The organism is Ectopseudomonas khazarica (genome assembly GCF_017915135.1).
GTDB lineage: Bacteria > Pseudomonadota > Gammaproteobacteria > Pseudomonadales > Pseudomonadaceae > Aquipseudomonas > Aquipseudomonas khazarica.
Genome location: NZ_CP068551.1, coordinates 5124586 through 5148085, shown reverse-complemented (window position 1 = coordinate 5148085; position 23500 = coordinate 5124586). Strand labels below are relative to the sequence as shown.

At 66.2% G+C, this 23500-nt stretch carries 25 protein-coding genes; 12 read left to right on the top strand and 13 right to left on the bottom strand.

The genetic code is table 11. The annotated features are described in order from the left end of the window. The first annotated feature begins 51 nt into the window (after positions 1 to 51). The 5 genes from JLK41_RS24185 (at position 52) to JLK41_RS24165 (ending at position 3353) form a co-directional block, all read left to right on the top strand. Positions 52 to 219, top strand: coding sequence for a rubredoxin (locus JLK41_RS24185; protein ID WP_037051106.1), 168 nt, complete (start codon positions 52 to 54; stop codon positions 217 to 219). Between the two features lie 140 nt (positions 220 to 359). Continuing rightward, positions 360 to 1508, top strand: coding sequence for an NAD(P)/FAD-dependent oxidoreductase (locus JLK41_RS24180; protein WP_210390017.1), 1149 nt, complete (start codon positions 360 to 362; stop codon positions 1506 to 1508). A 188-nt stretch (positions 1509 to 1696) separates the two neighbouring features. Continuing rightward, the gene (locus tag JLK41_RS24175; RefSeq protein ID WP_003242571.1) at positions 1697 to 1969 is read left to right on the top strand and encodes an HU family DNA-binding protein; all 273 of its coding nucleotides are present in this window, start codon (positions 1697 to 1699) and stop codon (positions 1967 to 1969) included. A 149-nt stretch (positions 1970 to 2118) separates the two neighbouring features. Continuing rightward, entirely contained in the window at positions 2119 to 2514 is a 396-nt protein-coding gene (locus JLK41_RS24170) for a helicase (protein ID WP_134677625.1), read from the top strand. An 83-nt stretch (positions 2515 to 2597) separates the two neighbouring features. After that, entirely contained in the window at positions 2598 to 3353 is a 756-nt protein-coding gene (locus JLK41_RS24165) for a hypothetical protein (protein ID WP_175253732.1), read from the top strand. 10 nt (positions 3354 to 3363) lie between these two features. Here the strand turns inward: JLK41_RS24165 and JLK41_RS24160 are convergent, their stop codons facing one another. From JLK41_RS24160 to JLK41_RS24150, 3 genes are all read right to left on the bottom strand, one after another. Beyond that, positions 3364 to 4770: an aminoacyl-tRNA deacylase and HDOD domain-containing protein gene (locus JLK41_RS24160; protein WP_037051115.1), complete on the bottom strand. Its 1407-nt coding sequence runs from the start codon at positions 4768 to 4770 to the stop codon at positions 3364 to 3366. 91 nt (positions 4771 to 4861) lie between these two features. Then, positions 4862 to 6937, bottom strand: coding sequence for an ATP-dependent DNA helicase RecG (gene recG, locus JLK41_RS24155; protein ID WP_037051124.1), 2076 nt, complete (start codon positions 6935 to 6937; stop codon positions 4862 to 4864). An 8-nt stretch (positions 6938 to 6945) separates the two neighbouring features. Next, the gene (locus JLK41_RS24150) at positions 6946 to 7875 is read right to left on the bottom strand and encodes a hydrogen peroxide-inducible genes activator (RefSeq protein ID WP_210390016.1); all 930 of its coding nucleotides are present in this window, start codon (positions 7873 to 7875) and stop codon (positions 6946 to 6948) included. A gap of 242 nt (positions 7876 to 8117) precedes the next feature. Here JLK41_RS24150 and JLK41_RS24145 point away from each other — a divergent pair, with 242 nt between their 5' ends. From JLK41_RS24145 to JLK41_RS24135, 3 genes are all read left to right on the top strand, one after another. Continuing rightward, positions 8118 to 8975, top strand: coding sequence for an NAD-dependent epimerase/dehydratase family protein (locus tag JLK41_RS24145; protein ID WP_210390015.1), 858 nt, complete (start codon positions 8118 to 8120; stop codon positions 8973 to 8975). A gap of 2 nt (positions 8976 to 8977) precedes the next feature. Then, on the top strand, positions 8978 to 9778 hold the full coding sequence (locus tag JLK41_RS24140; RefSeq protein WP_134677627.1) for a helix-turn-helix transcriptional regulator: 801 nt from the start codon (positions 8978 to 8980) through the stop codon (positions 9776 to 9778). 68 nt (positions 9779 to 9846) lie between these two features. Then, complete coding sequence (locus JLK41_RS24135; protein WP_210390014.1) at positions 9847 to 10470, top strand: LysE family translocator; 624 nt, start codon at positions 9847 to 9849, stop codon at positions 10468 to 10470. Between the two features lie 13 nt (positions 10471 to 10483). Here the strand turns inward: JLK41_RS24135 and JLK41_RS24130 are convergent, their stop codons facing one another. The 6 genes from JLK41_RS24130 to JLK41_RS24105 all read right to left on the bottom strand — a co-directional run bounded on the left by JLK41_RS24130 (position 10484) and on the right by JLK41_RS24105 (position 15846). Beyond that, a complete protein-coding gene (locus JLK41_RS24130) occupies positions 10484 to 11221 on the bottom strand; it encodes a hypothetical protein (protein ID WP_179555199.1) in 738 nt (245 codons plus the stop codon). Between the two features lie 54 nt (positions 11222 to 11275). Then, on the bottom strand, positions 11276 to 11656 hold the full coding sequence (locus tag JLK41_RS24125) for a RidA family protein (protein ID WP_037051135.1): 381 nt from the start codon (positions 11654 to 11656) through the stop codon (positions 11276 to 11278). A gap of 68 nt (positions 11657 to 11724) precedes the next feature. Beyond that, positions 11725 to 13836: a bifunctional GTP diphosphokinase/guanosine-3',5'-bis pyrophosphate 3'-pyrophosphohydrolase gene (gene spoT, locus JLK41_RS24120; protein WP_037051137.1), complete on the bottom strand. Its 2112-nt coding sequence runs from the start codon at positions 13834 to 13836 to the stop codon at positions 11725 to 11727. A 60-nt stretch (positions 13837 to 13896) separates the two neighbouring features. Continuing rightward, positions 13897 to 14160 (bottom strand): DNA-directed RNA polymerase subunit omega, encoded by a 264-nt coding sequence (rpoZ, locus tag JLK41_RS24115; protein ID WP_037051139.1) that lies wholly within the window; start codon positions 14158 to 14160, stop codon positions 13897 to 13899. 150 nt (positions 14161 to 14310) lie between these two features. Further along, on the bottom strand, positions 14311 to 14928 hold the full coding sequence (gene gmk / locus JLK41_RS24110) for a guanylate kinase (protein ID WP_037051141.1): 618 nt from the start codon (positions 14926 to 14928) through the stop codon (positions 14311 to 14313). Positions 14929 to 14982: 54 nt separating this feature from the next. Then, positions 14983 to 15846, bottom strand: coding sequence for a YicC/YloC family endoribonuclease (locus tag JLK41_RS24105; protein ID WP_134677630.1), 864 nt, complete (start codon positions 15844 to 15846; stop codon positions 14983 to 14985). 185 nt (positions 15847 to 16031) lie between these two features. Between JLK41_RS24105 and rph the strand changes: the two genes are divergently transcribed. Beyond that, on the top strand, positions 16032 to 16751 hold the full coding sequence (gene rph, locus JLK41_RS24100; RefSeq protein WP_037051147.1) for a ribonuclease PH: 720 nt from the start codon (positions 16032 to 16034) through the stop codon (positions 16749 to 16751). 24 nt (positions 16752 to 16775) lie between these two features. Beyond that, a complete protein-coding gene (locus JLK41_RS24095; RefSeq protein WP_037051149.1) occupies positions 16776 to 17147 on the top strand; it encodes a DUF4870 domain-containing protein in 372 nt (123 codons plus the stop codon). Between the two features lie 52 nt (positions 17148 to 17199). On the opposite strand, the gene JLK41_RS24090 is transcribed toward JLK41_RS24095, so the two are convergent. Next, complete coding sequence (locus JLK41_RS24090) at positions 17200 to 17979, bottom strand: exodeoxyribonuclease III (protein ID WP_037051151.1); 780 nt, start codon at positions 17977 to 17979, stop codon at positions 17200 to 17202. Between the two features lie 80 nt (positions 17980 to 18059). On the opposite strand from JLK41_RS24090, the gene pyrE reads away from it, so the two are divergent. Both pyrE and JLK41_RS24080 read left to right on the top strand, forming a co-directional pair. Further along, positions 18060 to 18701, top strand: a complete 642-nt coding sequence (gene pyrE, locus JLK41_RS24085) for an orotate phosphoribosyltransferase (RefSeq protein ID WP_037051153.1) — start codon at positions 18060 to 18062, stop codon at positions 18699 to 18701. A 20-nt stretch (positions 18702 to 18721) separates the two neighbouring features. Then, the gene (locus JLK41_RS24080) at positions 18722 to 19324 is read left to right on the top strand and encodes a DUF4124 domain-containing protein (RefSeq protein WP_210390013.1); all 603 of its coding nucleotides are present in this window, start codon (positions 18722 to 18724) and stop codon (positions 19322 to 19324) included. 162 nt (positions 19325 to 19486) lie between these two features. Here the strand turns inward: JLK41_RS24080 and argB are convergent, their stop codons facing one another. The 3 genes from argB to dut are packed head-to-tail and all read right to left on the bottom strand — an operon-like array spanning position 19487 to position 23498. Next, complete coding sequence (gene argB, locus JLK41_RS24075) at positions 19487 to 20392, bottom strand: acetylglutamate kinase (RefSeq protein WP_037051158.1); 906 nt, start codon at positions 20390 to 20392, stop codon at positions 19487 to 19489. A gap of 24 nt (positions 20393 to 20416) precedes the next feature. Next, positions 20417 to 23005: a phosphomannomutase/phosphoglucomutase gene (locus tag JLK41_RS25515; RefSeq protein ID WP_342357363.1), complete on the bottom strand. Its 2589-nt coding sequence runs from the start codon at positions 23003 to 23005 to the stop codon at positions 20417 to 20419. A gap of 37 nt (positions 23006 to 23042) precedes the next feature. Continuing rightward, positions 23043 to 23498, bottom strand: a complete 456-nt coding sequence (dut, locus tag JLK41_RS24065; protein WP_037051166.1) for a dUTP diphosphatase — start codon at positions 23496 to 23498, stop codon at positions 23043 to 23045. Positions 23499 to 23500: the final 2 nt, after the last annotated feature.

The following is a 23500-nucleotide window of genomic DNA, read 5'->3' as shown; positions in this document are numbered from 1 at the left end:
GCGGTACGATCCAGTAGGGTGTGTCCGCCATCTCTCGAGGAGGCCTGTACCATGCGCAAGTGGCAATGCATCGTCTGCGGTTTCATCTACGACGAGGCTCTGGGGCTGCCCGAGGAGGGCATTGCACCCGGTACGCCCTGGGAAGACGTGCCGGCCGACTGGGTCTGCCCGGACTGTGGCGTGGGCAAGGTCGACTTCGAGATGATCGAGATCGTCTGAGGGGGCGCTGACAAATTGCTGCGTCTTGCCTGACCTTTGTCAGCACCTTCCGAGTCTGGCCGCCGTTTCCAGCGGCTTCTCATTGATTCACGACGACGGCCGCCTGGCCGTCGTGTCGTTTTCGCAGCGAGGATTCATGCATGAGCGCACCCCTAGTGATCGTCGGTACCGGCCTGGCCGGCTACAACCTGGCCAAGGAGTGGCGCAAGCTCGACAGCGAGACGCCCCTGTTGCTGATCACCGCTGACGACGGGCGTTCCTACTCCAAGCCGATGCTGTCCACCGGCTTCGGCAAGAACAAGGACGCCGATGGCCTGGCCATGGCCGAGGTCGGCGCCATGGCCGAGCAGCTCAAGGCGGAAATCCGCACCCACACCCGCATCACCGGTATCGACCCGGGCCACAAGCGCCTGTGGATCGGCGAGGAGGCGGTGCCCTACCGTGACCTGGTGCTGGCCTGGGGCGCCGAGCCGATTCGCGTGCCGGTGGAGGGCGATGCCCAGGATGCGATCTTCCCGATCAATGATCTCGAAGACTACGCCCGTTTCCGTGATGCCGTAGTCGGCAAGCGCCGGGTGCTGATTCTCGGGGCCGGCCTGATCGGCTGCGAATTCGCCAATGACCTCAGCGCGGGCGGCTATCAGGTGGAACTGCTGGCGCCCTGTGAGCAGGTGATGCCCGGCCTGTTGCACCCGGCGGCGGCCGCTGCGGTGCAGGCCGGCCTGGAGGGGCTGGGGGTGCGCTTCCACCTGGGTCCGGTGCTGGCCAGCCTGCACCACCAGGGCAATGCGTTGCAGGCCGTGCTGGCCGATGGCACGCAGATCGAGTGCGATGCGGTGGTCTCCGCCGTCGGCCTGCGTCCGCGTATCGCGTTGGCCGCTGCTGCCGGTCTCGACGTCAATCGCGGGGTGATGGTCGACCGTCAGCTGCGGACCTCGCACGCCAACATCCACGCGCTGGGTGACTGCGCCGAGGTCGATGGCCTCAACCTGCTCTACGTCATGCCGCTGATGGCCTGTGCCCGTGCCTTGGCCAAGACCCTGGCCGGCGAGCCGACCGCCGTCAGCTATGGGCCGATGCCGGTGACGGTGAAGACGCCGGTGTGCCCGCTGGTCGTCTCGCCGCCGCCGCGCGACAGCCAGGGCGAGTGGACGGTCGAGGGTTCGGGGAGCGACATCAAGGCGCTCTGCCGCGATGCTTCCGGGGCGCTGCTGGGCTACGCGCTGACCGGTGCGGCGGTGCAGGAGAAACTGGCCCTGAACAAGGAACTGCCCGCGCTGCTGGCATGATTGCCTGCCGTTCTGTCGGATACGCCACGAAATTGCCTGACTAAACTGTCCTATGAGACTGGCGCAGTGCGATGCGGCATGCCATTCTCCCAAGGGTCTGCCGCAGCGCAGAGCTGTTGCGGCGCCTTGGGCGCTGTTCTGGAAGGACAGCACGGACACAACAACAAAAAACCGTCAAAGAGGCATCTATGCGTAAACCGGAACTCGCCGCCGCCATCGCCGAAAAGGCTGATCTGACCAAGGATCAGGCCAATCGTGTACTCAACGCCGTACTGGAAGAAATCACCGGCGCACTGAACCGCAAGGACAGTGTGACCCTGGTTGGCTTCGGTACTTTCGTCCAGCGTCATCGTGGCGCACGTACGGGCAAGAACCCGCAAACCGGCCAGCCGGTGAAGATCAAGGCCAGCAATACCGTCGCCTTCAAACCGGGCAAGTCCCTGAAAGACGCGGTCAACTGAGCCCATCGCCCGGAGCCGCTCGGCTCCGGGCTCCCCCTCCGCAGCCCGGCTGCGTCCTCGCCATTGCAGCCATGCTTTCGACAGGCTGTAGTCTTGCGAGAAAACCACTACAATGCGCGCCCATCATCTTCGATCACGAGGGCCTGTGCATGAAATTCCGTTTTCTTCTGTGGATGCTGGGCCGCCTGATGGCCAAGGCCAGTCGTGACAACCCGGCGTTCCGCCAGCAACTCGAAGGCCGCGACATGGTCTTCCAGCTGCACACGCTGGACGGCAAGGTCGCCCGTCACTTCATCGTCTCCGGCCAGCGCGTCAGCAGCAAGCGTGGCAGCACTGCCGAGCCGGCGTTCGCCATCGGCTTCAAGGACGCCGTCTACGGTTTCGAAACCATGACCGCGAAGAACAAGCAGCTGGCCTTCATGCAGGGTATCCAGAACAAGGACATCCAGATCCAGGGCAACCCGGCGCTGGTGATGTGGTTCCAGGGCCTGACCAAGTACCTGACGCCGAAGAAAAAGGCCGAGGCGCCGAAAAAGGCGGCCTGATCGGCAACCGGGCGGCTCGCGGCTGGCCGCCACGCCGCGCTTTGGTTAGGCTTGCCAGGCAAGTCATCGTGGAACGCCCGACCATGCGCCTTTTCCTGTTGCCCCTGCTGTTGCTGGCCGCGACCGCCGTGCGGGCCGAGCCAAGCTCAAGCAAGACCCTGCTGCCGCTGTTCGAGTTGGCCGGCATCCACCTGCTGTGCGAGCAGAGCCTGCCATTGCTGCAGCGCGGCCAGGGTGAGAGCGAACAGAAGCGCCTTGCCCAGCTGTTCGCGGGTGAGGCGTTCTGCCTGGACCTGGCCGAGCGGGTCGGGCAGCGACTCGACGAAGACCAGGCCGAACAGGCCCGTGCGCGTCTCGACGGCCCCCTCGCGCAGCGTTTCACCGCCGCCGAGCGGGCGGTCGGCGAACAGCCGGAAGTGCTCGGCGAATATCGCCAGCGCCTGCAGCAGCGGCCGCCGCGTGGCGCGCGGGTGGAGCTGATCAGGCGTCTGGATGCGGCGGCGCGCACCACCGAGCTGGCCAGCCTGCTGCGCTACGAAGTCGGCAAGACCCAGGCGTTGCTGGCGCTCAGGGCGCGTGGCGAGAACCTCGACGAGGCTGAGCTGCAGCGCCAGACGCAGACCCAGGCGGATGCGATTCGCCAGTCCAGCCAGCAGGCCGTGGAATCCTTCATGCTCTATGCCTACCGGCAGATGCCCAGTGACCAGCTGGCCGAGTACGCCAGCCTGTACGAGCAGGCCAGCGTCAGCCAGTTGCTGGCCGTCAGTCTGGAGGTGGTGCCGCAGCTGTTCGCCGAGCGCCGCGAACAGCTGCGCAAGGGGGCTGCGCCCGCGCAGTGACCCCGCGCCCTCAGTGGCTGGGGTTGAACTGCGCTGCCAGCTCGCGCAGGGCGACTTCGGCGCTGAGTACCTTGCTCACCGCGTCTTCCGCCTTGTCGCGGGTCAGGCCGAGTGCCTCGAACAGTTCATCGGGAATTTCGCTCTGTGGCCCGGCACCGATGCCGCGGTTGCGCAGCAGGCTGACCGCCAGGCACACCAGGTTGGCGAAGGCGGCGCCGTCGCCGGCATAGTCGGGGTCGTGCTGGAAGCGCAGGGCGTTCGCCAGCTCTTCCGGCATGTCCCAGTGGCGCATCAGCCAGGCGCCGATCTGCTCGCGGGTGATCCCCAGCAGGTGCTGCTCGATATAGCTGTGCGGCAGATGCGGGTTGACCTCCAGGTGGCGGCAGATCAGCGAGAAGTGCGGCGGGAAGACGTGCGCCAGCACCAGGTAGCCGAAGTTGTGCAGCAGCCCGGCCAGGTAGGTCAGGCCCGCCTCGGGGCGTTGCGCGCGCGGCATGGCGCGGGTCAGGCCCTCGATCACCGCTGCGGTGTAGATCGCCTGTTGCCAGTAGGGCGTGGCGTGTTGCGGCTGGTCCTTGGGCAGGCTGAGGGTCTTGCCCAGGGCCAGGCCCAGCGCCAGGTTGATCACCAGATCGAAGCCCAGCACGCGGACGATGGCGTCCTCCACCGAGCGGATCTTGCCGGGCGCGGCGTAGTAGGGCGAGGCCGCCCAGCTGACCACCTGGGCGGCCAGTGCCGGGTCGGTCTCGACCACGCCGGTGATGTCGTCCACCGTGGCGTTGGGGTCGACACGCAGCTTGATGATCTTCTGCGCGGTTTCCGGCAGTGGCGGAATCTCGATGGTCTCTTCCAGGCGCTGCTGGATGCGCCGTGCGGTGAAGGCCTGCACGGCCTGGGTGATTTCCGCGCGGTCGTCGTGCGGACGGTCGAGGTTGGGTTTGATCGCGCTCACCGGCTCGCCAAAGCGTGCCGCGCTGGCCTTGCTCAGCAGGCTCTTGTAGGCCTCGGTGGGGATCTCCAGCAGCACGCCGGGCTGGCCGGACTCGATCAGCAGGCTGGGCGCCTGCAGCAGGCGCTCCTCGTACAGGCAGGGCGAGCTGGTCAGCGGCGGCAGGCCCGGCAGCGCCGCGAGGTTGTGCTTGCCGAGCATGCGCTCCAGGCGTTCCGGCTTGACCGCGGTCAGCTGGCGCCCGGTGAGTTCGGCCAGGCGACCGAGGTCGAGCAGCTGGCTGCGCGGATAGAGCACCAGCAGGGCGCCCACGGCGTCGTCCAGCAGCACCGCCTGCAGGCGTGCGGCGGCGGGCAGGCCGGGCCTCTCGGCGCGTACCTGGTAGGGCACGGCGAGTTTTTCCAGCAGCTGCAGGATGACGCTGGGCGGCTGCGGCGTGGCGTTGGGGGCGAGGGCGGCTTCAGTCATATCGGTATCCGGCAGTGACGCGTCTACCCCGGAGTATAACCAGCGGGGACTTGCGCAAAGGTTCGTGGCGACGGTTGTCCTGTGAACGGGCTCACACTTGACCGTATTGCTGGCCGTGACGCAACCAGCGTTCCAACAATGGAGCCACATGTTGCGGCCAATGTTCCAAAAGAGCGTGTGCCGCGTCGCGAACGGCGGGCAACAGGTCGGCGTCGCGCATCAGATCGGCGACCTTGAACTGCAGCAGGCCGGTCTGCCGCGTACCGAGCATTTCGCCGGGGCCGCGCAGCTCCAGGTCCTTCTCGGCGATGACGAAACCGTCGGTGGTTTCACGCATGATGGCCAGGCGTTCACGACCCAGCTGTGACAAGGGTGCATGATAGAGCAGCACGCAATGGCTGGCTGCACTGCCCCGGCCGACCCGGCCGCGCAGCTGGTGCAGTTGCGCCAGGCCGAGGCGTTCCGGATTTTCGATGATCATCAGGCTGGCGTTGGGCACGTCGACGCCTACCTCGATCACCGTGGTGGCGACCAGCAGCTGCAGCTTGCCCTGCTTGAACTCGTCCATCACGGCGGCTTTCTCGGCCGGCTTCATGCGCCCGTGAATCAGGCCCACGCGCAGTTCGCCGAGGGCGGCGGAAAGCTCTTCGAAACTGGTCTCGGCTGCCTGGCAGGTGAGTTCTTCGGATTCCTCGATCAGGGTGCACACCCAGTAGGCCTGGCGCCCCTGCTGGCAGGCATTGCGCACCCGCTCGATCACCTCGATGCGGCGGCTGTCGGCGATCACCAGGGTGTTCACCGGCGTGCGTCCAGGCGGCAACTCGTCGAGGATCGAGGTGTCCAGGTCGGCGTAGGCGCTCATCGCCAGGGTCCGTGGGATGGGGGTGGCCGTCATGATCAGCTGGTGCGGGCTCAGGCGCCCGTCGATGCCCTTCTGGCGCAGGGCCAGGCGTTGCTGGACGCCGAAACGGTGCTGTTCGTCGATGATCACCAGGGCCAGGCGCTTGAACTTCACCTCGTCCTGGAACAGCGCATGGGTGCCCACCACCATGGGGCAGCCGGCAGCGATCTGCTCCAGCGCACTGGCGCGCGCCTTGCCCTTGAGCTTGCCGGCCAGCCAGGCGACCTCCAGCCCGAGTGGCGCCAGCCACTTGCTGAAGTTGAGGAAGTGCTGCTCGGCGAGAATCTCCGTGGGGGCCATCAGTGCCACCTGGTAGCCGGCCTCCAGCGCCTGCAGCGCAGCCAGGGCGGCGACCACCGTCTTGCCGGCACCAACGTCGCCCTGCACCAGGCGCAGCATGGGTTCGCCTTGCGCCAGGTCGTAGGCGATCTCGGCGCCGACCCGTTGCTGTGCGCCGGTCGGGGCGAAGCCCAGGTTCTTCAGATACTGCGCCGGCAGTTTCTGTGCCGGCGGCAGGGCTGGCGCCTGCTGGGCGCGCACCTGTTCTCGCAGGCGTTGCAGCGACAGCTGGTGGGTCAGCAGTTCCTCGAAGGCCAGACGGTGCTGGGCCCAGTGGCGGCCTTCGGCGAGCTCTTCGACATCGGCGTCGGGCGGCGGGCGGTGCAAATAGCGGATGGCTTCGTCCAGCGGCGCCAGGCGGTAGTCGCGGGCCAGCTCATCGGGCAGCCAGTCCGGCAGGCTGCGTGGCCCGAGGCGTGCCAGCGCCTGCTGGCTGAGCTGGCGCAGGCGCTGCTGGGTCAGGCCCTCGGTGGTCGGGTAGATGGGGGTCAGGCTCTGTTCCACCGGCGCCGGTTCGTCGCCGCTCTGCGCGCGGTACTCCGGGTGGTAGATCTCCAGGCCGGTGGCCCCTGGACGCACCTCACCGTAGCAGCGCAGCGCGGTACCGCGCTTGAGGCCTTCCTTCTGCGCCTGGCTGAAATGGAAGAAGCGCAGGCTCAGGGTGCCGCTGCCGTCCTGCAGGCGCACCAGCAGGCTGCGGCGACGCCCCATGACCACGTCGGCACCGGCGACGATGCCCTCGACCACCGCGTCCTGGCCGGGGCGCAGCGCGCCGATGGGGGTGATGCGTGTGCGGTCCTGGTAGCGCAGCGGAAGGTGGAACAGCACGTCCTGCAGGTTTTCCAGGCCGACCTTGGCGAGTTTTTCCGCCAGCGCGGCACCCACGCCTTTCAGCGCGGTCACGGAAACCGCTGACAGCTCCGTCACTCTGGACCTCAGGCGCTCTTGGTCTGCGGGCTGCGAGCGACCGAGCACAGGCGAATGGAGTCGGCCAGGACTTCGATGGCATTGGGCCGCGGGAAGCTGGCGCGCCAGGCGATGGCCACGGTGCGGAAGGGCACCGGCGCGCTGAGCGGACGCACCTCGATCACGCCAGGGGCGTAGTGGTGGCTGTCGACCGCCGAGAACGGCAGGATCGACACACCCAGGCCGGAGGCGACCATGTGGCGGATGGTCTCCAGCGAGCTGGATTCCACCGTGGTGTGCTTGCCGTGGTCGTCGCCACCCTTGCGCAGCGTCGGGCAGGCTTCCAGCACCTGGTCGCGGAAGCAGTGGCCCTCGCCGAGCAGCAGCAGGCTCTTGTCGTTGAGCAGCTTGGTGTCGATGGTTTCCATCTCCGCCCAGGGGTGGCCGGCCGGCAGCAGCGCGTAGAACGGCTCGTCGTACAGCGGCTTGGTCAGTACATCGGCCTCCTGGAAGGGCAGGGCGATGATGATCGCGTCCAGCTCCCCGGTGCGCAGCTTGTCGCGCAGGATATGGGTGAAGTTTTCCTCGATGTACAGCGGCATGTCCGGGGCGACCCGGTGCAGCTGCGGAATCAGGTGCGGGAACAGGTAGGGACCGACGGTGTAGATGGCGCCGATCTTCAACGGCGCCGCCAGCTGGTTCTTGCCGGCCTGGGCCAGCTCGCGGATGCCTTGCGCCTGCTCCAGTACCTTCTGCGCCTGGATCACGATGCCCTCACCGACCGGCGTCAGGCGCACGGCGCTCTTGCTGCGCTCGAAGATCAGCACGCCGAGCTCGTCCTCCAGCTTCTTCACGCCCACCGACAGGGTCGGCTGGCTGACATGGCAGCGCTCGGCGGCACGCCCGAAGTGCTGTTCCTGAGCGAGGGTGACGATGTAACGCAGTTCGGTGAGGGTCATAGTGTTTATCCATTAAGTTGCCGCTAAGCATAGCCTTTGCATTGCGATGAACCAACCGGGCTGACCGACTGTTTGAGAACAATATGTGTTGCCGTGGCAGGCGCGTGCGCGAGTCCGATCAACAGGCTGGCTGCCGGCGCGAGCCTGCCTTCCAGCTGTTGCGGCCGGGCGCTGACGTCCTCGCCGAGGTGTCTGAGCGGCCTGTTACACTGCGCCTTCGCCTAAACGTCATGGAGAAGAGCATGTCCGCACCTAACAGTCTGCTGATCGTCGGTTGTGGCGATGTCGGTAGCCGCCTTGGGCAGCGCATGGCCGACGCTGGCTGGCGCGTACTGGGGCTGCGCCGCAACGTCGCGGCCCTGCCGGCCGGCATCGAGCCGGTGGCCGGTGATCTGCACGCGGACCCGTGCCCGGCGGACTGGCCACGGCAGCCCCTGGACTACCTGGTCTACTGCGCCGCCGCCACCCAGCACGACGAGGCCGGCTATCGCGCTGCCTACGTCGACGGGCTGCGTCGCACCCTGGGCTGGCTGGCGCTGCACGGGCAGCGCCCACGGCGCATCCTGTTCGCCTCCAGCAGTGGCGTCTATGGCCAGCAGGAGGGCGAGTGGATCGACGAGGATTCCCCGGCCGAGGCGCAGAGCTATTCGGCGCTGATCATGCGCGAGGCCGAGCGCGTCGCCCTCGACAGCGGCCTGCCGGCGACCGCCGTGCGCCTGACCGGTCTCTACGGGCCGGGCCGGCAGTGGCTGCTGAGCCAGGTGCGTGATGGTTATCGCGTCAGCGAGACGCCGCCGCTGTATGGCAACCGTATCCATGTCGACGATGCCGCCGGGCTGCTCGCGACCTTGTTGCAGGCGGACGCCGCCGGCACGCCGCTGGCCGATCTCTATCTGGGCGTCGACGATGAGCCCGCCGCGCTGCATGAGGTGGTGGCCTGGCTGCGTGAGCGCCTGGGTGTCAGCCACTGGAGCGACGAGCAGCGTGTCCGGCGTGCCGGCAGCAAGCGTTGCAGCAACGCCCGCGCCCGGGCCCTGGGCTGGGCGCCGCAATACCCCAGTTACCGCGAGGGCTACGCGGCGATGTTGCAGGACGCCTGAGGTTGGCCGGTAACCGCTTGCTGGCCAGGCCCTGGTTGCCGGGCGTGGAGCTGTTCCACGCCGACTTCTCCGGGCAGGCGTTCGGCCGCCACAGCCACGATGCCTTTGCCGTCGGCGCCATCGTGCAGGGCGTCGGCGGGTATCAGTGCCGGGGGCAGCGCTATGCCCTGCCGGCCGGCACCCTGTCGCTGATGAACCCCGAGGAGCCGCACACCGGGCATGCCGAGTCGGCACGGGTGGTCTATCGCATGCTCTATGTCGAAGAGGCGCGCCTGCCCGCGCTGCTCGGGCGTAAGCGCCTGCCCGAGGGGTTTCGCGAGCTCAACCCGGCCGATGATGGCCAGGTGGCGGCCGGGCTCGCGCGGCTGGCGAGTGCCTTCGAGCACAGCGACGCGCTGACCCTGGAAAGCGAGTTGCTGGCGCTGCTCGAGCAGGTGTTCGTCCGCCATGGCGGCCTGCGCGCGGTGCGTGCCGCGCCACGCGACGGTGGCATGACGGCCTGGGTGCGAGACTATCTGGAGGCGCATCACGCACAGGCGGTCAGCCTGGATGAACTGGCCCGTCTGGTGCAGCGCCATCCGCGGCACCTGATCGAGGCCTTTCGTCGTGCCTACGGCGTACCGCCGCACACCTACCTGCTGCAGCGCCGGGTGCGTGAAGCCAAGCGCCTGCTGTTGAGCGAGCAGACGCCCGTGGAGGTGGCGCTGGGCCTCGGCTTCTGCGATCAGGCGCATTTCTCCGCGACCTTCAAGCGCTTCACCGGCGTCACGCCGGGCCAGTTCCGGCGTCTTGCCGCGACCTGAGTTTTCTTCAAGACCGCAGCGCCGGGCTCCCCGGAAACTGACCTCCATTGCCAAGGAGGTCGTCTCTCATGCTCGCGCTGTTCGCCCTGGTCGCCAGTACCCACTTTGCCGCCTTGCTGTCGCCGGGGCCGGACTTCTTCCTGCTGATTCGCACCGCGCTGAGCCAGGGGCGTCGCCAGGCGGACGGGTGCGCCGCCGGCATCGCCCTGGCCAACCTGCTGAGCATGCTGCTGGTGCTGCTGGCCCTGCAGGCACTGCCCGGGCAGGGTGGGCCGTTCTGGAGGGTGCTGCAGCTGGTCGGTGGGGTCTACTTCGCCTGGATCGGCGTGCAGGCACTGCTGTCACGGCGCGACCTGCACCTGCCGGACGCTGCGCAGGTGGCGCTGGGCGGCTGGACGAGGGGGCTGCGCCAGGGGCTGCTGGCCAGCAGCCTGAATCCCAAGCTGCCGCTGTTCTACGCGGGGCTGTTCGGTGTCCTGCGCGAAGCCGCCATGCCGAGCTGGGGCCTGCTCCTGGCCATGCTGTGGATGACCCTGGTGGTCTGGGGCTGGGACCTGGCCCTGGTACGCCTGCTGGCCTATCCGCGCTGGCGCGGCTGGCTGCAGCAGCGGGTGCGCTGGCTGGACCGCGGGTGCGGGGCGCTGCTGTCGCTGCTGGGGGTGTCGCTGGTGCTGGGCGGGCTGCTCGACTAGCCCGCCGCCCGGCTCATGGTTGCCGGCGCTTGAGCAGCCAGCGCTGCGGGCCTGGCTGGTACTCGGGCATTTCGTCGAACTGGGCACGGTTCTGTGCTTCGAAGATACGCAACTGGTTGCCTTCATGGACGAACAGCCAGGGGCTGCCCTGGTCGCCCGCCTGGAGCCAGAGGCTGTCGTTCTCACCGCTCATGGCCGCGCAATCACCGGCCAGGCACAGGGCGAAACGCTCGGCACCGGGCAGTCCTTCGACCTGGCCGTCGACCTGGAAGCGCACCAGGCCACCCTGGCCGATGCCTTCCTCGATCAGCCAGTCGCCACCCAGGTAGTCACGGTACAGGGCCTGCTCGAAGCGGCTGCCCAGTGGTGCCGGGCCTTCCTTGCTGTCGACGCGGGTGAACTGCTGTTCGGGCCAGTACTCGCTGGCCACCTGCACCAGTTGGCCATCCTCGACGCTGAGCCGCTCCTGGTAGTCGCCGTAGAAGGTGACCTGCCAGCGGCCTTCGCCGGCGGCCTGCAGCCTGCCTTCTGCCAGCTCGAAACCGTTGCTGTAGCTGGCTTGTCGCTGCGCCGGGTCGATCTGCCATTCCAGGTTCGGGCCATAGGCGAGCAGGGCTTCGCGCAGGCGCCCGCTGGCGCTGGCGGCATCGATGGCTGCCTGGTTGATCCAGGTTCCGCTGGGGTCGTTGTTCGGTGTGCTGGCGCAGCCGGCCAGCAGGGCGCTGGCTAACAACAGAGCTGTCAGACGCATGGTGATCTCCATGCAGGGGGGAGAAGGGCGGGGCCGTGCGCCCCGCCTCGGGACTTATTCCAGAACCAGAATAGCGTCCATTTCCACCTGCGAGCCACGCGGCAGGGCGGCAACGCCGATGGCGGCGCGTGCCGGGTAGGGCTGCTCGAAGTAGCGACCCATGATCTCGTTGACCTTGGCGAAGTGCGAGAGGTCGGTGAGGAAGATGTTCAGCTTGACGATGTCCTTGAACGAACCACCGGCGGCTTCAGCCACGGCCTTGAGGTTCTCGAACACCTGCACGGTCTGGGCCTCGAAGCCTTCGACCAGCTCCATGCTCACCGGGTCCAGCGGGATCTGCCCGGACATGTAGACGGTGTTGCCGGCCTTGATGGCCTGGGAGTAGGTGCCGATGGCGGCGGGGGCCTTGTCGCTGCTGATGACGGTCTTGCTCATGAATCGCTCCTTGTGAGAACTGGCTGGGTCGAGCACCCAGCCTACAGGCTGGAAATGGGTGGATTGTGTCAGGCGCGCACCCGAGTGATACGCATCACGCCCTTGAGCGCACGCAACTTCTTGATCACCCGGGCCAGGTGCACGCGGTCATGCACGCTGATCACCAGTTGCACGACGCTGATGCGCCCGTCGCGTTCGTCCATGCCGATCTTCTCGATGTTGCCATCGGCGGCATTGACGCTGCTGGCCAGCAGGGCGATCAGGCCACGCTGGTGCTCCAGTTCGACGCGCAGTTCGACATTGAATTCGCCGGTGACATCCTTGGCCCAGTTGAGCTGGATGCATTTTTCCGGGTTGTGGCGGATGTCGGCGATGTTCCGGCAGCTTTCCATGTGCACCACCATGCCCTTGCCGGCGGACAGGTAGCCGACGATGGGGTCGCCCGGAATCGGCGTGCAGCACTTGGCGTAGCTCATCACCAGGCCTTCGGTGCCGCGAATCGCCAGCGGCCCTTCGCTGCTGGGCAGGGCGTCGTCGCTGCTCTCGGCGAGCAGGCGGCGGGCGACCACGTAGGCCATGCGGTTGCCCAGGCCGATGTCTTCGAGCAGGTCCTCGATGACCTCCTGGCGGTATTCGCCCAGCACGGTCTGGATGCGCTCGGCGCTGATCTTCTCCAGGTGCGTGTCGAAGCTGGCCAGCACCTTGTTCAGCAGGCGTTCGCCGAGGCTGATGGACTCGGAGCGGCGCTGCTGCTTGAGCGCATGGCGGATGTGCGTGCGCGCCTTGCCGGTGACCACGAAATTGAGCCAGGCCGGGTTCGGCCGGGCGCCCGGGGCGGTGACGATTTCCACCGTCGAGCCGCTTTCCAGGGCTTGCGACAGCGGCGCCAGGCGGCGGTTGATGCGGCAGGCGATGCAGGTATTGCCGACGTCGGTGTGCACCGCGTAGGCGAAGTCGACCGCCGTGGAGCCTTTCGGCAGCTCCATGATGCGGCCCTTGGGCGTGAACACGTAGACCTCGTCCGGGAACAGGTCGATCTTCACGCTCTCGATGAACTCCAGCGAGTTGCCGGCGCGTTGCTGCAACTCCAGCACGCCCTTGACCCACTGCCGCGCACGGGCGTGGTTGCCCTTGGGCGCTTCGTCCTCGCTGGACTTGTACAGCCAGTGTGCGGCGATGCCGTTGTTGGCCATCTCTTCCATCTCGCGGGTGCGGATCTGGATCTCGATGGGCACGCCGTGCATACCGAACAGCGTGGTGTGCAGCGACTGGTAGCCGTTGGCCTTGGGAATCGCGATGTAGTCCTTGAAGCGGCCGGGCAGCGGCTTGTACAGGTTGTGCACGGCGCCGAGCACGCGGTAGCAGGTGTCGACCTTGTCGACGATGATGCGGAAGGCATAGACGTCCATGATCTCGTTGAACGCCTTACGCTTGCCGCGCATCTTCTGGTAGATGCTGTAGAGGTGCTTCTCGCGGCCGATGACTTCGCCTTCCATGCCCTCGTGCTGCAGGCAGAGCTGGATCGACTCCTCGATCTTGGCGACGATTTCCTTGCGGTTGCCCCGGGCGCGGCGCACGGCGGCGCGGATGCGCTCGGAGCGCATCGGGTGCATGGCCTTGAAACCGAGGTCCTCGAACTCCACGCGCATGGCGTGCATGCCCAGGCGGTTGGCGATGGGCGCGTAGATTTCCAGGGTTTCCTTGGCGATGCGCCGGCTCTTCTCGTGCGGCATGGCATCGAGGGTGCGCATGTTGTGCAGGCGGTCGGCGAGCTTGACCAGGATCACGCGAATGTCGCGGGCCATGGCCATGGCCATCTTCTGGAAGTTCTCGGCCTGGGCCTCGGCCTTGGTCTCGAAGTTCATCTGGGTCAGCTTGCTGACCCCGTCGACCAGTTCGGCCACGGTTTCGCCGAACTGCGCGTTGAGCGCTTCCTTGGCGATGCCGGTGTCTTCGATGACGTCGTGTAGCATGGCGGCCATCAGGCTCTGATGGTCCATGTGCATGTCGGCGAGGATGCTGGCCACGGCCAGCGGATGGGTCACGTAGGCTTCGCCACTGCGGCGGCGTTGGCCATCGTGCGCCTGTTCGGCGTAGAAATAGGCTCGGCGGACCAGGTTGACCTGGTCATGGCCGAGGTAGGTCGAAAGCCGATCGGCGAGAGCGTCTATGCCAGCCATGGGATGCTCCCCGAATGACTGGCCTCGTGCTGCGAGCGACTTCGACCCGGCATCATCGACTTACAGAGGCTCGTTGGCCTCTTCCTCGAAAGCAGCGAACAGCGGCTCTTCTTCAACGATGTCTTCCTGGGCGACGATCTCGGCATCGACCAGGCCGGCAGCGATTTCGCGCAGGGCGACGACGGTCGGCTTGTCGTTTTCCCAAGCGACCTTCGGCTCCTTGCCGCCGGTGGCCAGTTGGCGCGAACGCTTGGTCGCGAGCATGACCAGTTCGAAGCGGTTATCAACGTTGTCCAGGCAATCTTCGACGGTAACGCGAGCCATGGTGTTCCTCGTAACGTGTGCGGATAAGCTTGGCCCGAGCGGGCGAGCGGACTGAATATTGTAAAGCAGCTTCAAGCTTCAAGCTAGAAGAAGGCGTCAATCCGGTCTTGCTTTTACTTGCGGCTTGTGGCTTGACGCCGGTGGCTGCCGTTATGCCAGCAGCTCGCTGAGCAGGCCGGCATGGCGTTGTTGCTGCTGCGATTGCGCCAGCTGGTTGCAACGGAAGATCGCCTTGAGGTCGCTCAGGGCATGGTTGAAATCGTCGTTGATCACCAGATAGTCGTACTCGACGTAGTGGCTCATCTCGCTGACGGCCTCGCGCATGCGCCGCTCGATGGTCTCGCCGCTGTCCTGGCCGCGGTTGGTCAGGCGATGGCGCAAGGCTTCCTGGGTCGGCGGCAGGATGAAGATGGACTTGGCCTGCGGCATCAGCTTGCGCACCTGCTGGGCGCCCTGCCAGTCGATTTCCAGAATCAGGTCGAAGCCCTCGGCCAGGGTCTGCTCGACCCACTTCTGCGAGGTGCCGTAGAAGTTGTCGAAGACCTGGGCGTGTTCGAGAAACTCGCTGCGCTCGATCATGGCAGTGAACTGGGCATGCTCGACGAAGTGATAGTTCACCCCGTCCTGCTCGCCTGGGCGCATGGCGCGGGTGGTGTGCGAAACCGAGACGCGAATCTGCACCTCGCTGTCGATCAGGGCCTTGACCAGGCTGGTCTTGCCGGCGCCGGAGGGTGCGGAAACGATGTAGAGGGTGCCGGTGGTGGCCATGAAAGCGATCCTGGGAAAAGCGTTGAACGAAAGATAGCAGCCGTGTGGCTGACGTTACTCGATATTCTGTACCTGCTCGCGCATCTGCTCGATGAGCACCTTCAGGTTCACTGCAGCCTGCGTGCTGCGCGGGTCGAAGGCCTTGGAGCCGAGAGTGTTGGCTTCGCGGTTGAGTTCCTGCATGAGGAAGTCCAGGCGGCGCCCGGCAGCGCCGCCGGCCTTGAGTACGCGGCGCACTTCGCTGACGTGGGTGCTGAGGCGGTCGAGTTCTTCGGCGACGTCGCTCTTCTGCGCCAGCAGCACCAGCTCCTGCTCCAGACGCTGCGGGTCGAGCTCGGCCTGCATCTCGGCGAAGCGCGTCTCGATCTTGGCGCGCTGGCCGGCCAGCATCTGCGGGACCAGTTCGCGCAGGGCGGCGACCTCGTCGAGAATGGCGTCGAGGCGATCAGCCAGCAGCTTGGCCAGTTCGGCGCCCTCGCGGGCACGGCCGGCCTTGAGTTCGCCGAGGGCTTCGGCGAACAGGCTGAGGGCGGCGGCGTTGAGGGCCTGCGGGTCGGCCGAGTCGGCGACCAGCACGCCGGGCCAGGCCAGCACTTCCAGCGGGTTGAGCGGGGCGGGCTGCTGGATCAGCGCGGCGACCTGCTCCGCGGCGGCGATCAGCTGGCGTGCGCGCTCGCTGTCGACCTGCAGCTGCTTGTCGGTCGCCTCTTCGGCGAAGCGCAGGGTGCATTCCACCTTGCCGCGCGACAGCCCCTGGCGCAGCGCCTCGCGCACGGCGCCTTCGAGGTCGCGGAAGGCTTCCGGCAGGCGCAGGTGCGGCTCCAGGTAGCGATGATTGACCGAGCGCAGTTCCCAGCTCAGGGTGCCGTGGGCGGTCGCCTGCTCGTTGCGGGCAAAGGCCGTCATGCTGTGAACCATGGGAGTACCTCGCGGGATTCGGCTCGAAAAACGCAGGATTGTAGCCCAGGGGGCGTGCCCATTTCATGCCCGGCTGATCCGCCGGGGCGCGCCTGCCGTCTGCCGCTGCCAATTCGGCATGTCGTCCTGCTCTGCGGCCCCCTATAATGCGTGCTGTTTTCACTTAATGAAGTAGGTATCGCTCGATGAAACGTCCCAGTGGCCGCGCCGCCGATCAGTTGCGCTCGATTCGCATCACCCGCAACTACACCAAGCACGCCGAAGGCTCGGTCCTGGTCGAGTTCGGCGATACCAAGGTGATCTGCACCGTCAGCGTCGAGTCGGGCGTGCCGCGCTTCCTCAAAGGTCAGGGCCAGGGCTGGCTGACCGCCGAGTACGGCATGCTGCCGCGCGCCACCGGCGACCGTAACCAGCGCGAGGCCAGCCGTGGCAAGCAGGGCGGCCGTACCCTGGAGATCCAGCGCCTGATCGGCCGCTCGCTGCGCGCCGCGCTGGACATGAGCAAGCTGGGTGAGAACACCCTGTACGTCGATTGCGACGTGATCCAGGCCGACGGTGGTACCCGTACCGCCTCGATCACCGGTTCCATGGTGGCGCTGATCGATGCGCTGAAGGTGCTGAAGAAGCGTGGCTCGCTGAAGGGCGAGCCGCTCAAGCAGATGATCGCCGCGGTGTCGGTCGGCATCTACCAGGGCGAGCCGGTGCTGGACCTGGACTACCTGGAAGACTCGGCCGCCGAGACCGACCTCAACGTGGTGATGACCGACGCGGGCGGCTTCATCGAGGTGCAGGGCACCGCCGAAGGCGCGCCTTTCCAGCCGGACGAGTTCAATGCCATGCTGGCCCTGGCGCAGAAGGGCATGAACGAAATCTTCGAGCTGCAGAAAGCCGCGCTGGCCGACTGATCTTCCCGAGCAAGGAGCACCCAGATGAACGATGAACTGCAGAATCCGCTTCCGACCCCCAGTCAGGAGGCCCGTCAGTGGGCGATGTTCTGTCACTTCGCCGCATTTCTCGGGCTGGTGTTCCCCTTCGGCAATCTGCTCGGCCCGCTGATCCTCTGGCAGGTGAAGAAGGACCTGGACCCGTTCGTCGATGAGCAGGGCAAGGAGGCGCTGAACTTCCAGATCAGCGTCGCCCTGGCCGCCGTGGTGTGCTTCATCCTGATGGTGGTGGTGATCGGCTTCCCGCTGCTCATGCTGCTGGGGCTGGCCGCCCTGGTGCTGACCATCATCGCCGGGATCAAGGCCAACGAGGGGCAGTCCTACCGCTATCCCTTCAGCTGGCGCCTGGTGAAGTAGGCGAGCACGCAGTAAAAAGCCGGCGAAATGCCGGCTTTTTCATGCCTTGCGCTCAGACGCTGAGAATCCAGTCGTAGTCGACGATCAGCGGCGCATGCTGGGAGAAGCGCGGCTGGCGCGGCAGGCGCGCGCTGCGCACGCTGCGACGCATGCCCGGGGTCAGCAGCTGGTAGTCGAAGCGATAGCCCAGGTTGAGCATCTCCGCCTGTTCGTTGTCCGGCCACCAGCTGAACTGATCGCCTTCGCGGCTGACTTCACGCAGGGCGTCGACGTAGCCCATGGTGCCGATCACCTCGTCCATCCAGGCGCGCTCGGGCGCAAGGAATCCGGGAGTCTGCTGGCAGTCGCGCCAGTTCTTCACGTCCAGCTTCTGGTGAGCGACATGCAGCGAACCGCAGTAGATGTACTCGCGGCGCTTGCGGCGTTGCTTGTCCAGATAATGGGTGAAGTCGTCCATGAACTTGAATTTCTGATTCAAGCTCTCGTCCCCGTCCCGACCCGAAGGCAGGAGCAGGGTGGCAATACTTACCTTGTCGAAATCGGCCTGCAGGTAGCGCCCGTAGCGATCGGCCATTTCAAAGCCGAGGCCGCTGATCACCGCCTTGGGTTGCAACCGCGAATAAAGCGCCACGCCACCTTGGCTGGGCACTTCACCGTCGCATGCATAGAGGAAATAACCATCCAGTTGGAAGGCTTGGTCGTCCAGTTCAAAGGCGGAGGCACGGGTGTCTTGCAGGCAGATCACGTCGGCATTCTGGGCTTGCAGCCAGCTGAGCAATCCACGCTCGGCCGCAGCCTGAATACCATTCACGTTCACACTGATGATCCGCATAAATGGCCCCCAAAAACACGTGCGTGTATGATACCCGAGCTCACCTCATTTAGCTAAATCCGTGCCGTCCGGGACTTTTCATGCAAACGTACCAGCGTGATTTCATTCGCTTTGCCATCGAACGCGGTGTTCTGCGTTTCGGCCAGTTCACTCTCAAATCCGGGCGCACCAGTCCTTATTTCTTCAATGCCGGCCTGTTCGACAGCGGCCTGGCCCTGGCCCAGCTCGGGCGCTTCTATGCGGCGGCCATCGTCGACAGCGGCATCGATTTCGACGTGCTGTTCGGCCCGGCCTACAAGGGTATTCCGCTGGCAGCGACCACGGCGGTCGCGCTGGCCGAGCATCATGGCCGTGATCTGCCCTGGTGCTTCAACCGCAAGGAAGCCAAGGATCATGGCGAGGGTGGCACGCTGGTCGGTGCGCCGCTGGAAGGGCGGGTGCTGATCGTCGACGACGTGATCACCGCCGGCACCGCCATCCGTGAAGTGATGCAGATCATCCAGGGCCAGGGCGCCCAGGCGGCCGGTACGCTGATCGCGCTGAACCGCCAGGAGCGTGGCCAGGGCGAGCTTTCTGCGATCCAGGAGGTCGAACGCGACTTCGCCATGCCGGTAGTGAGCATCGTGTCACTACAACAGGTACTGGAATATCTGGCAGGGGATGCTGAACTGAAGCAATATCTCCCGGCTGTCGAAGCCTATCGCGCCGAGTACGGAATCTAGCCCTAGCACAAGGTCGTTCTATGTCTGCACCGCTCCTGACCCGCTGTACGCTGCTGTTGAGCTTGCTACTGCCGCTGTCCGGAGTGGCTGCCGAGCTTTACCGCTACGTCGACGACAAGGGTGTCACGGTGCTCAGCCGTCAGGGCGTGCCGCCCGAATTCATCGGCAAGGGCTACGAGGTGCTGAACGACCAGGGACGTGTGGTGCGGGTGATTCCGCCGGCGCCGACGGCCGAAGAGTTCGCCCGCATGCAGGCCGAAAAGGTGCGCGCCAGCAATGACGCGAAGCTGCTGCGTCTCTATACCAACCTCAACGATGTCGACCGTGCCCGCGAGCGCAAGCTGGCGGAGCTCGACAGTGTCACCAACGTGGCGCGCGGCAATCTGCAGTCGGTGCGCACGCAGCAGGCCAACCTGCAGAGCCAGGCCGCCGAGCATGAGCGTGCAGGCCGGCAGGTGCCGGAAAACCTGCTGGCGCAGATCAACAACCTCAAGGAAGAGCAGCAGCGGCTGCAGCGCGACATTGCACGCTACAAGGAGGCGCGTGGCCGCGCCGAAGCCGGTTTCGCCGCGGATCGTGCGCGCCTGGCCGAGCTGTTCGGCGAACCGCAGGGCAAGCCGTAGGCGCTGAGGTTTCCCGTGCCCCTGTGGGGTTAATCGGAACCTGTGGCGATGCCGCTTCAGGGCTGCCAGAGCGTGGCGCCTGCCTGACCCTTCCCCGATCCATGGACACCCTCTCCCGCAAGCAGGAGAGGGGCATCAGCAAGCCGCGAGCGCGGCTGGCTTTCAGGGGCGCTTGCGGTTGCTGATCATGGTGCCGTTGCCGATATCGGTGAAGATCTCCAGCAACACGGCATTCGGTACGCGGCCATCGATGATGTGCGAGCTGGTCACGCCACCCTGCACCGCCTCCAGGGCGCACTTGATCTTCGGCAGCATGCCGCCGTAGATGGTGCCGTCGGCAATCAGTTCGTTGACCTGCTCGGTGGTCAGGCCGGTGAGCACGTCGCCCTGCTTGTTCATCAGGCCGGCGATGTTGGTCAGCAGCATCAGTTTCTCGGCTTTCAGCGCCTCGGCCACCTTGCCGGCCACCAGGTCGGCATTGATGTTGTAGGACTCGCCGTCCGGGCCGACGCCGATGGGCGCGATGACCGGGATGAAGTCACCCTTGACCAGCATGTTCAGCAGGTCGGTGTTGACCCCGGTGACCTCGCCGACATGGCCGATATCGATGATCTCCGGCTGGGTCATCTCCGGGGTCTGGCGGCTGACCTTGAGCTTGCGCGCGCGGATCAGGCAGGCGTCCTTGCCGGTCAGGCCGATGGCGCTGCCGCCATGCTGGTTGATCAGGTTGACGATGCTCTTGTTGACCTGGCCGCCCAGGACCATTTCCACCACGTCCATGGTCGCGGTGTCGGTGACGCGCATGCCGTCGATGAAGTGGCTCTCGATGGACAGGCGCTTGAGCAGGTCGCCGATCTGCGGGCCGCCGCCGTGCACGACCACCGGGTTGATGCCGACGGCCTTCATCAGCACGATGTCCCGGGCGAACCCCTGCTTGAGCTCCTCGCTTTCCATGGCGTTGCCGCCGTACTTGATCACCAGGGTCTTGCCGACGAAGCGGCGGATATAGGGCAGGGCTTCGGACAGTACCTTGGCAACCTGGGCGGCGGCGTCACGCTCGAGGGTCATGCGGGGGCTCCTGGAACTAATCGATCAAAAGGGCAGTTGCAGGTCGGGGGCGACCTTGTGCAGCTGGTTGCGGAACACATCCTGAATCCGCTCCAGCTCTTCCTGGGTGTCGGCCTCGAAGCGCAGCACCAGCACCGGCGTGGTGTTGGAGGCGCGGATGAGGCCCCAGCCCTTGGGATAGTCGACGCGCACACCATCGATGCTGGTGAGATTGGCCTCGCCCCACTGGCCTTCACGCTGCAGGCGCTCGATCAGCGGGAACTTGCTCTGCTCGGTCACCTGGATGTTGATTTCCGGCGTGGAGATGTCGCTCGGGAAGGCGCTGAACACCAGCTCGGCTTCGCGCTTGTCGAGGCTGAGGATTTCCAGCAGGCGCGCCGCGCTGTAGATGCCGTCGTCGAAACCGAACCAGCGCTCCTTGAAGAAGATGTGGCCGCTCATCTCGCCGGCGAGCAGGGCGCCGGTTTCCTTCATCTTCTTCTTGATCAGCGAGTGGCCGGTTTTCCACATCACCGGACGACCGCCATAGCCGCTGATCAGCGGGGTCAGGCGACGGGTGCACTTGACGTCGAAGATGATGTCGGCGCCCGGGTTGCGCGATACCACGTCCTTGGCGAACAGCATCAGCAGGCGGTCGGGATAGACGATGTTGCCGGTATTGGTGACCACGCCAACGCGGTCGCCATCGCCATCGAAGGCCAGGCCGAGATCGGCGTTTTCCGCTTTCACGCGGGCGATCAGGTCCTTAAGGTTCTCCGGCTTGCCCGGGTCCGGGTGGTGGTTGGGGAAGGTGCCGTCCACTTCGCAGTACAGCGGGATCACGCTGCAGCCGAGGGCTTCGATCAGTTGCGGGGCGATCACGCCGGCCGCGCCGTTGCCGCAGTCGACCACCACGCGCAGCGGCTTGGCCAGGGCGATGTCGTCACGGATGGTCTTGAAGTAGCGCTGCAGCACGTCGACCTGCTGCACGCTGCCCACGCCGCTGGCCAGGTCGTTGTCGTCCAGGCGGGTCTTCAGCGCCTGGATCTGCTCGTTGGCCAGGGTGTCGCCAGCGATGATGATCTTGAAGCCGTTGTAGTCCGGCGGGTTGTGGCTGCCGGTGAGCATCACGGCGGAACGCCCTTCCAGCACGTTGGCGGCGAAATACACCACCGGGGTCGGCACCATGCCGATATCGGTCACTTCGCAACCGCAGTCGAGCAGGCCCTGTACCAGCTGTTGCAGCAGTTCCGGGCCGGAGAGGCGGCCGTCACGGCCGACGATGACCTTGGGTTCGCCCTGGGCCAGGCTCTGCGAGCCGATGGCACGGCCGATCCAGTAGGCGTACTCGGCGGTCAGGGTGTCACCCACCACGCCACGGATGTCGTAGGCGCGGAAGATGTCGGCGGGGAGTTTCGGGGCGCTTTGGCTAGTCGTCATTGCGGGGTTCTGCTCCAGTCCCAGGAGATCCTGGTCTTCGTCGAGAATGTCGATATCGAGGATATCGGTGTCCTGGAACAGCGGGTCGACCAACTCGGCGGGCTTGGCAGCGGGCGGAGCGGCGGGAGCCGCAGCTGTTCCTTTAGCGGGTGTGGTACTGCCTTCAGAGCTGCTGCGACGCGGCAGCCGGGCCAGGCTCTGAGCCAGGGCATCGAGTGCTGGCACGCTGAGGCTGAAGGCTTTGACGTTTTTGCCGGCGGAGAGTTCTTTGAGCATTTGCCCGAGTTGTCTGGCGTCGCCGTTGACCTGGCGTTGCAGGCCGCCGCGCACCAGGATCAGGCCGATGACCGCGCCGCCGAGGGCGAGCAGGGCGGCCAGGGCCAGCATCAGCGGAGGAATGCTGCCCTGCACCAGGCCGGGGCCGGGGGTGAAGGTGACTTTCCAGTAGGGATTGCCGGTGGCGAAGGTCTGGGCGTTGCCGGCGCCCGGCTGGCCACGCTGCAGCAGCACCTGCGCCGGGGTGTTGGCGAACTGTTGCACCAGCTGCAGCTGGCCATACTCGGCCGGCAGCGGCGGCAGTGCCGCGAGCAGGCGTTGCAGATCGAACGCCAGCAGCAGGGTGCCCTGGGCCGGCTGGGTTTCGCTCATGCGCAGCGTTGCCGCGCTATAGGCCAGCCAGCGCTGGCCGACCCGATAGGCTTCGATGGCGGGTTGCTGGCCGCTCTCGGCGCGGCGCAGCATGTCCAGCCCGGCGAAGTTCATGGGGGCTGCGCGGCTGGTGTTCTGCACGGCTTCGCCACGCCGGTTGAGATGGGCATCGATGACGCCGTCCCAGTAGCCCAGGCGCCGTTCGGCTTCGCTGACCTGCAGGCTGTCGCCGCTCTGCAGGGCCTGCAGCAGCTCGGGGTTGCGCGCAGCGGACAGGCTGTCGGCCTGCATCTGCTTGAGCGCCTGCTGCACCGCCGCGGCCTGGCTGCTGCCGATGGCCTGGGTCAGCTCGGCCTGGCGGGCCTGGTCACCGCTGCTCTGGACGAACCAGAGCAGCGCGCCGCCGGCGCCCACGCCGATCAGCGTGGCCAGCAAGCCGGGCAGCAATGGGCCCAGGGCCGGCGCCGGCGCCTTGCTCCTGGTCTTCTCCGGCACGATGGCGGCGGAGGTGTCGGCTTCCTTGGCGTTGCGCTTGAAGAGTTTCACGTGGGTGCTCCTCGGCGGATCGTCCTGTGGGAAAGGGTCAGTGGCTGCCGGAGTGGCCGAAGCCGCCCGAGCCGCGTTGGGTTTCGTCGAACTGCTCGACCAGCTCGAAGTGCGCCTGCACCACAGGCACCAGCACCAGCTGCGCGATACGCTCGCCGATGGCGATGGTGAACGGCGTCTGGCCGCGGTTCCAGCACGACACCATCAGCTCGCCCTGGTAGTCCGAGTCGATCAGGCCGACCAGGTTGCCCAGCACGATGCCGTGCTTGTGGCCCAGGCCCGAGCGCGGCAGGATCATCGCGGCCAGGCCCGGGTCGCCGATGTAGATCGACAGGCCGGTCGGGATCAGGACGGTCTGGCCCGGCTCGAGGACGATGTCCTCCTTGAGCATGGCGCGCAGGTCGAGGCCGGCGGAGCCCGGGGTGGCGTATTGCGGCAGGGGGAATTCCTGGCCGAGGCGAGGATCGAGGATCTTGGCTTGCAGAGCGTGCATGG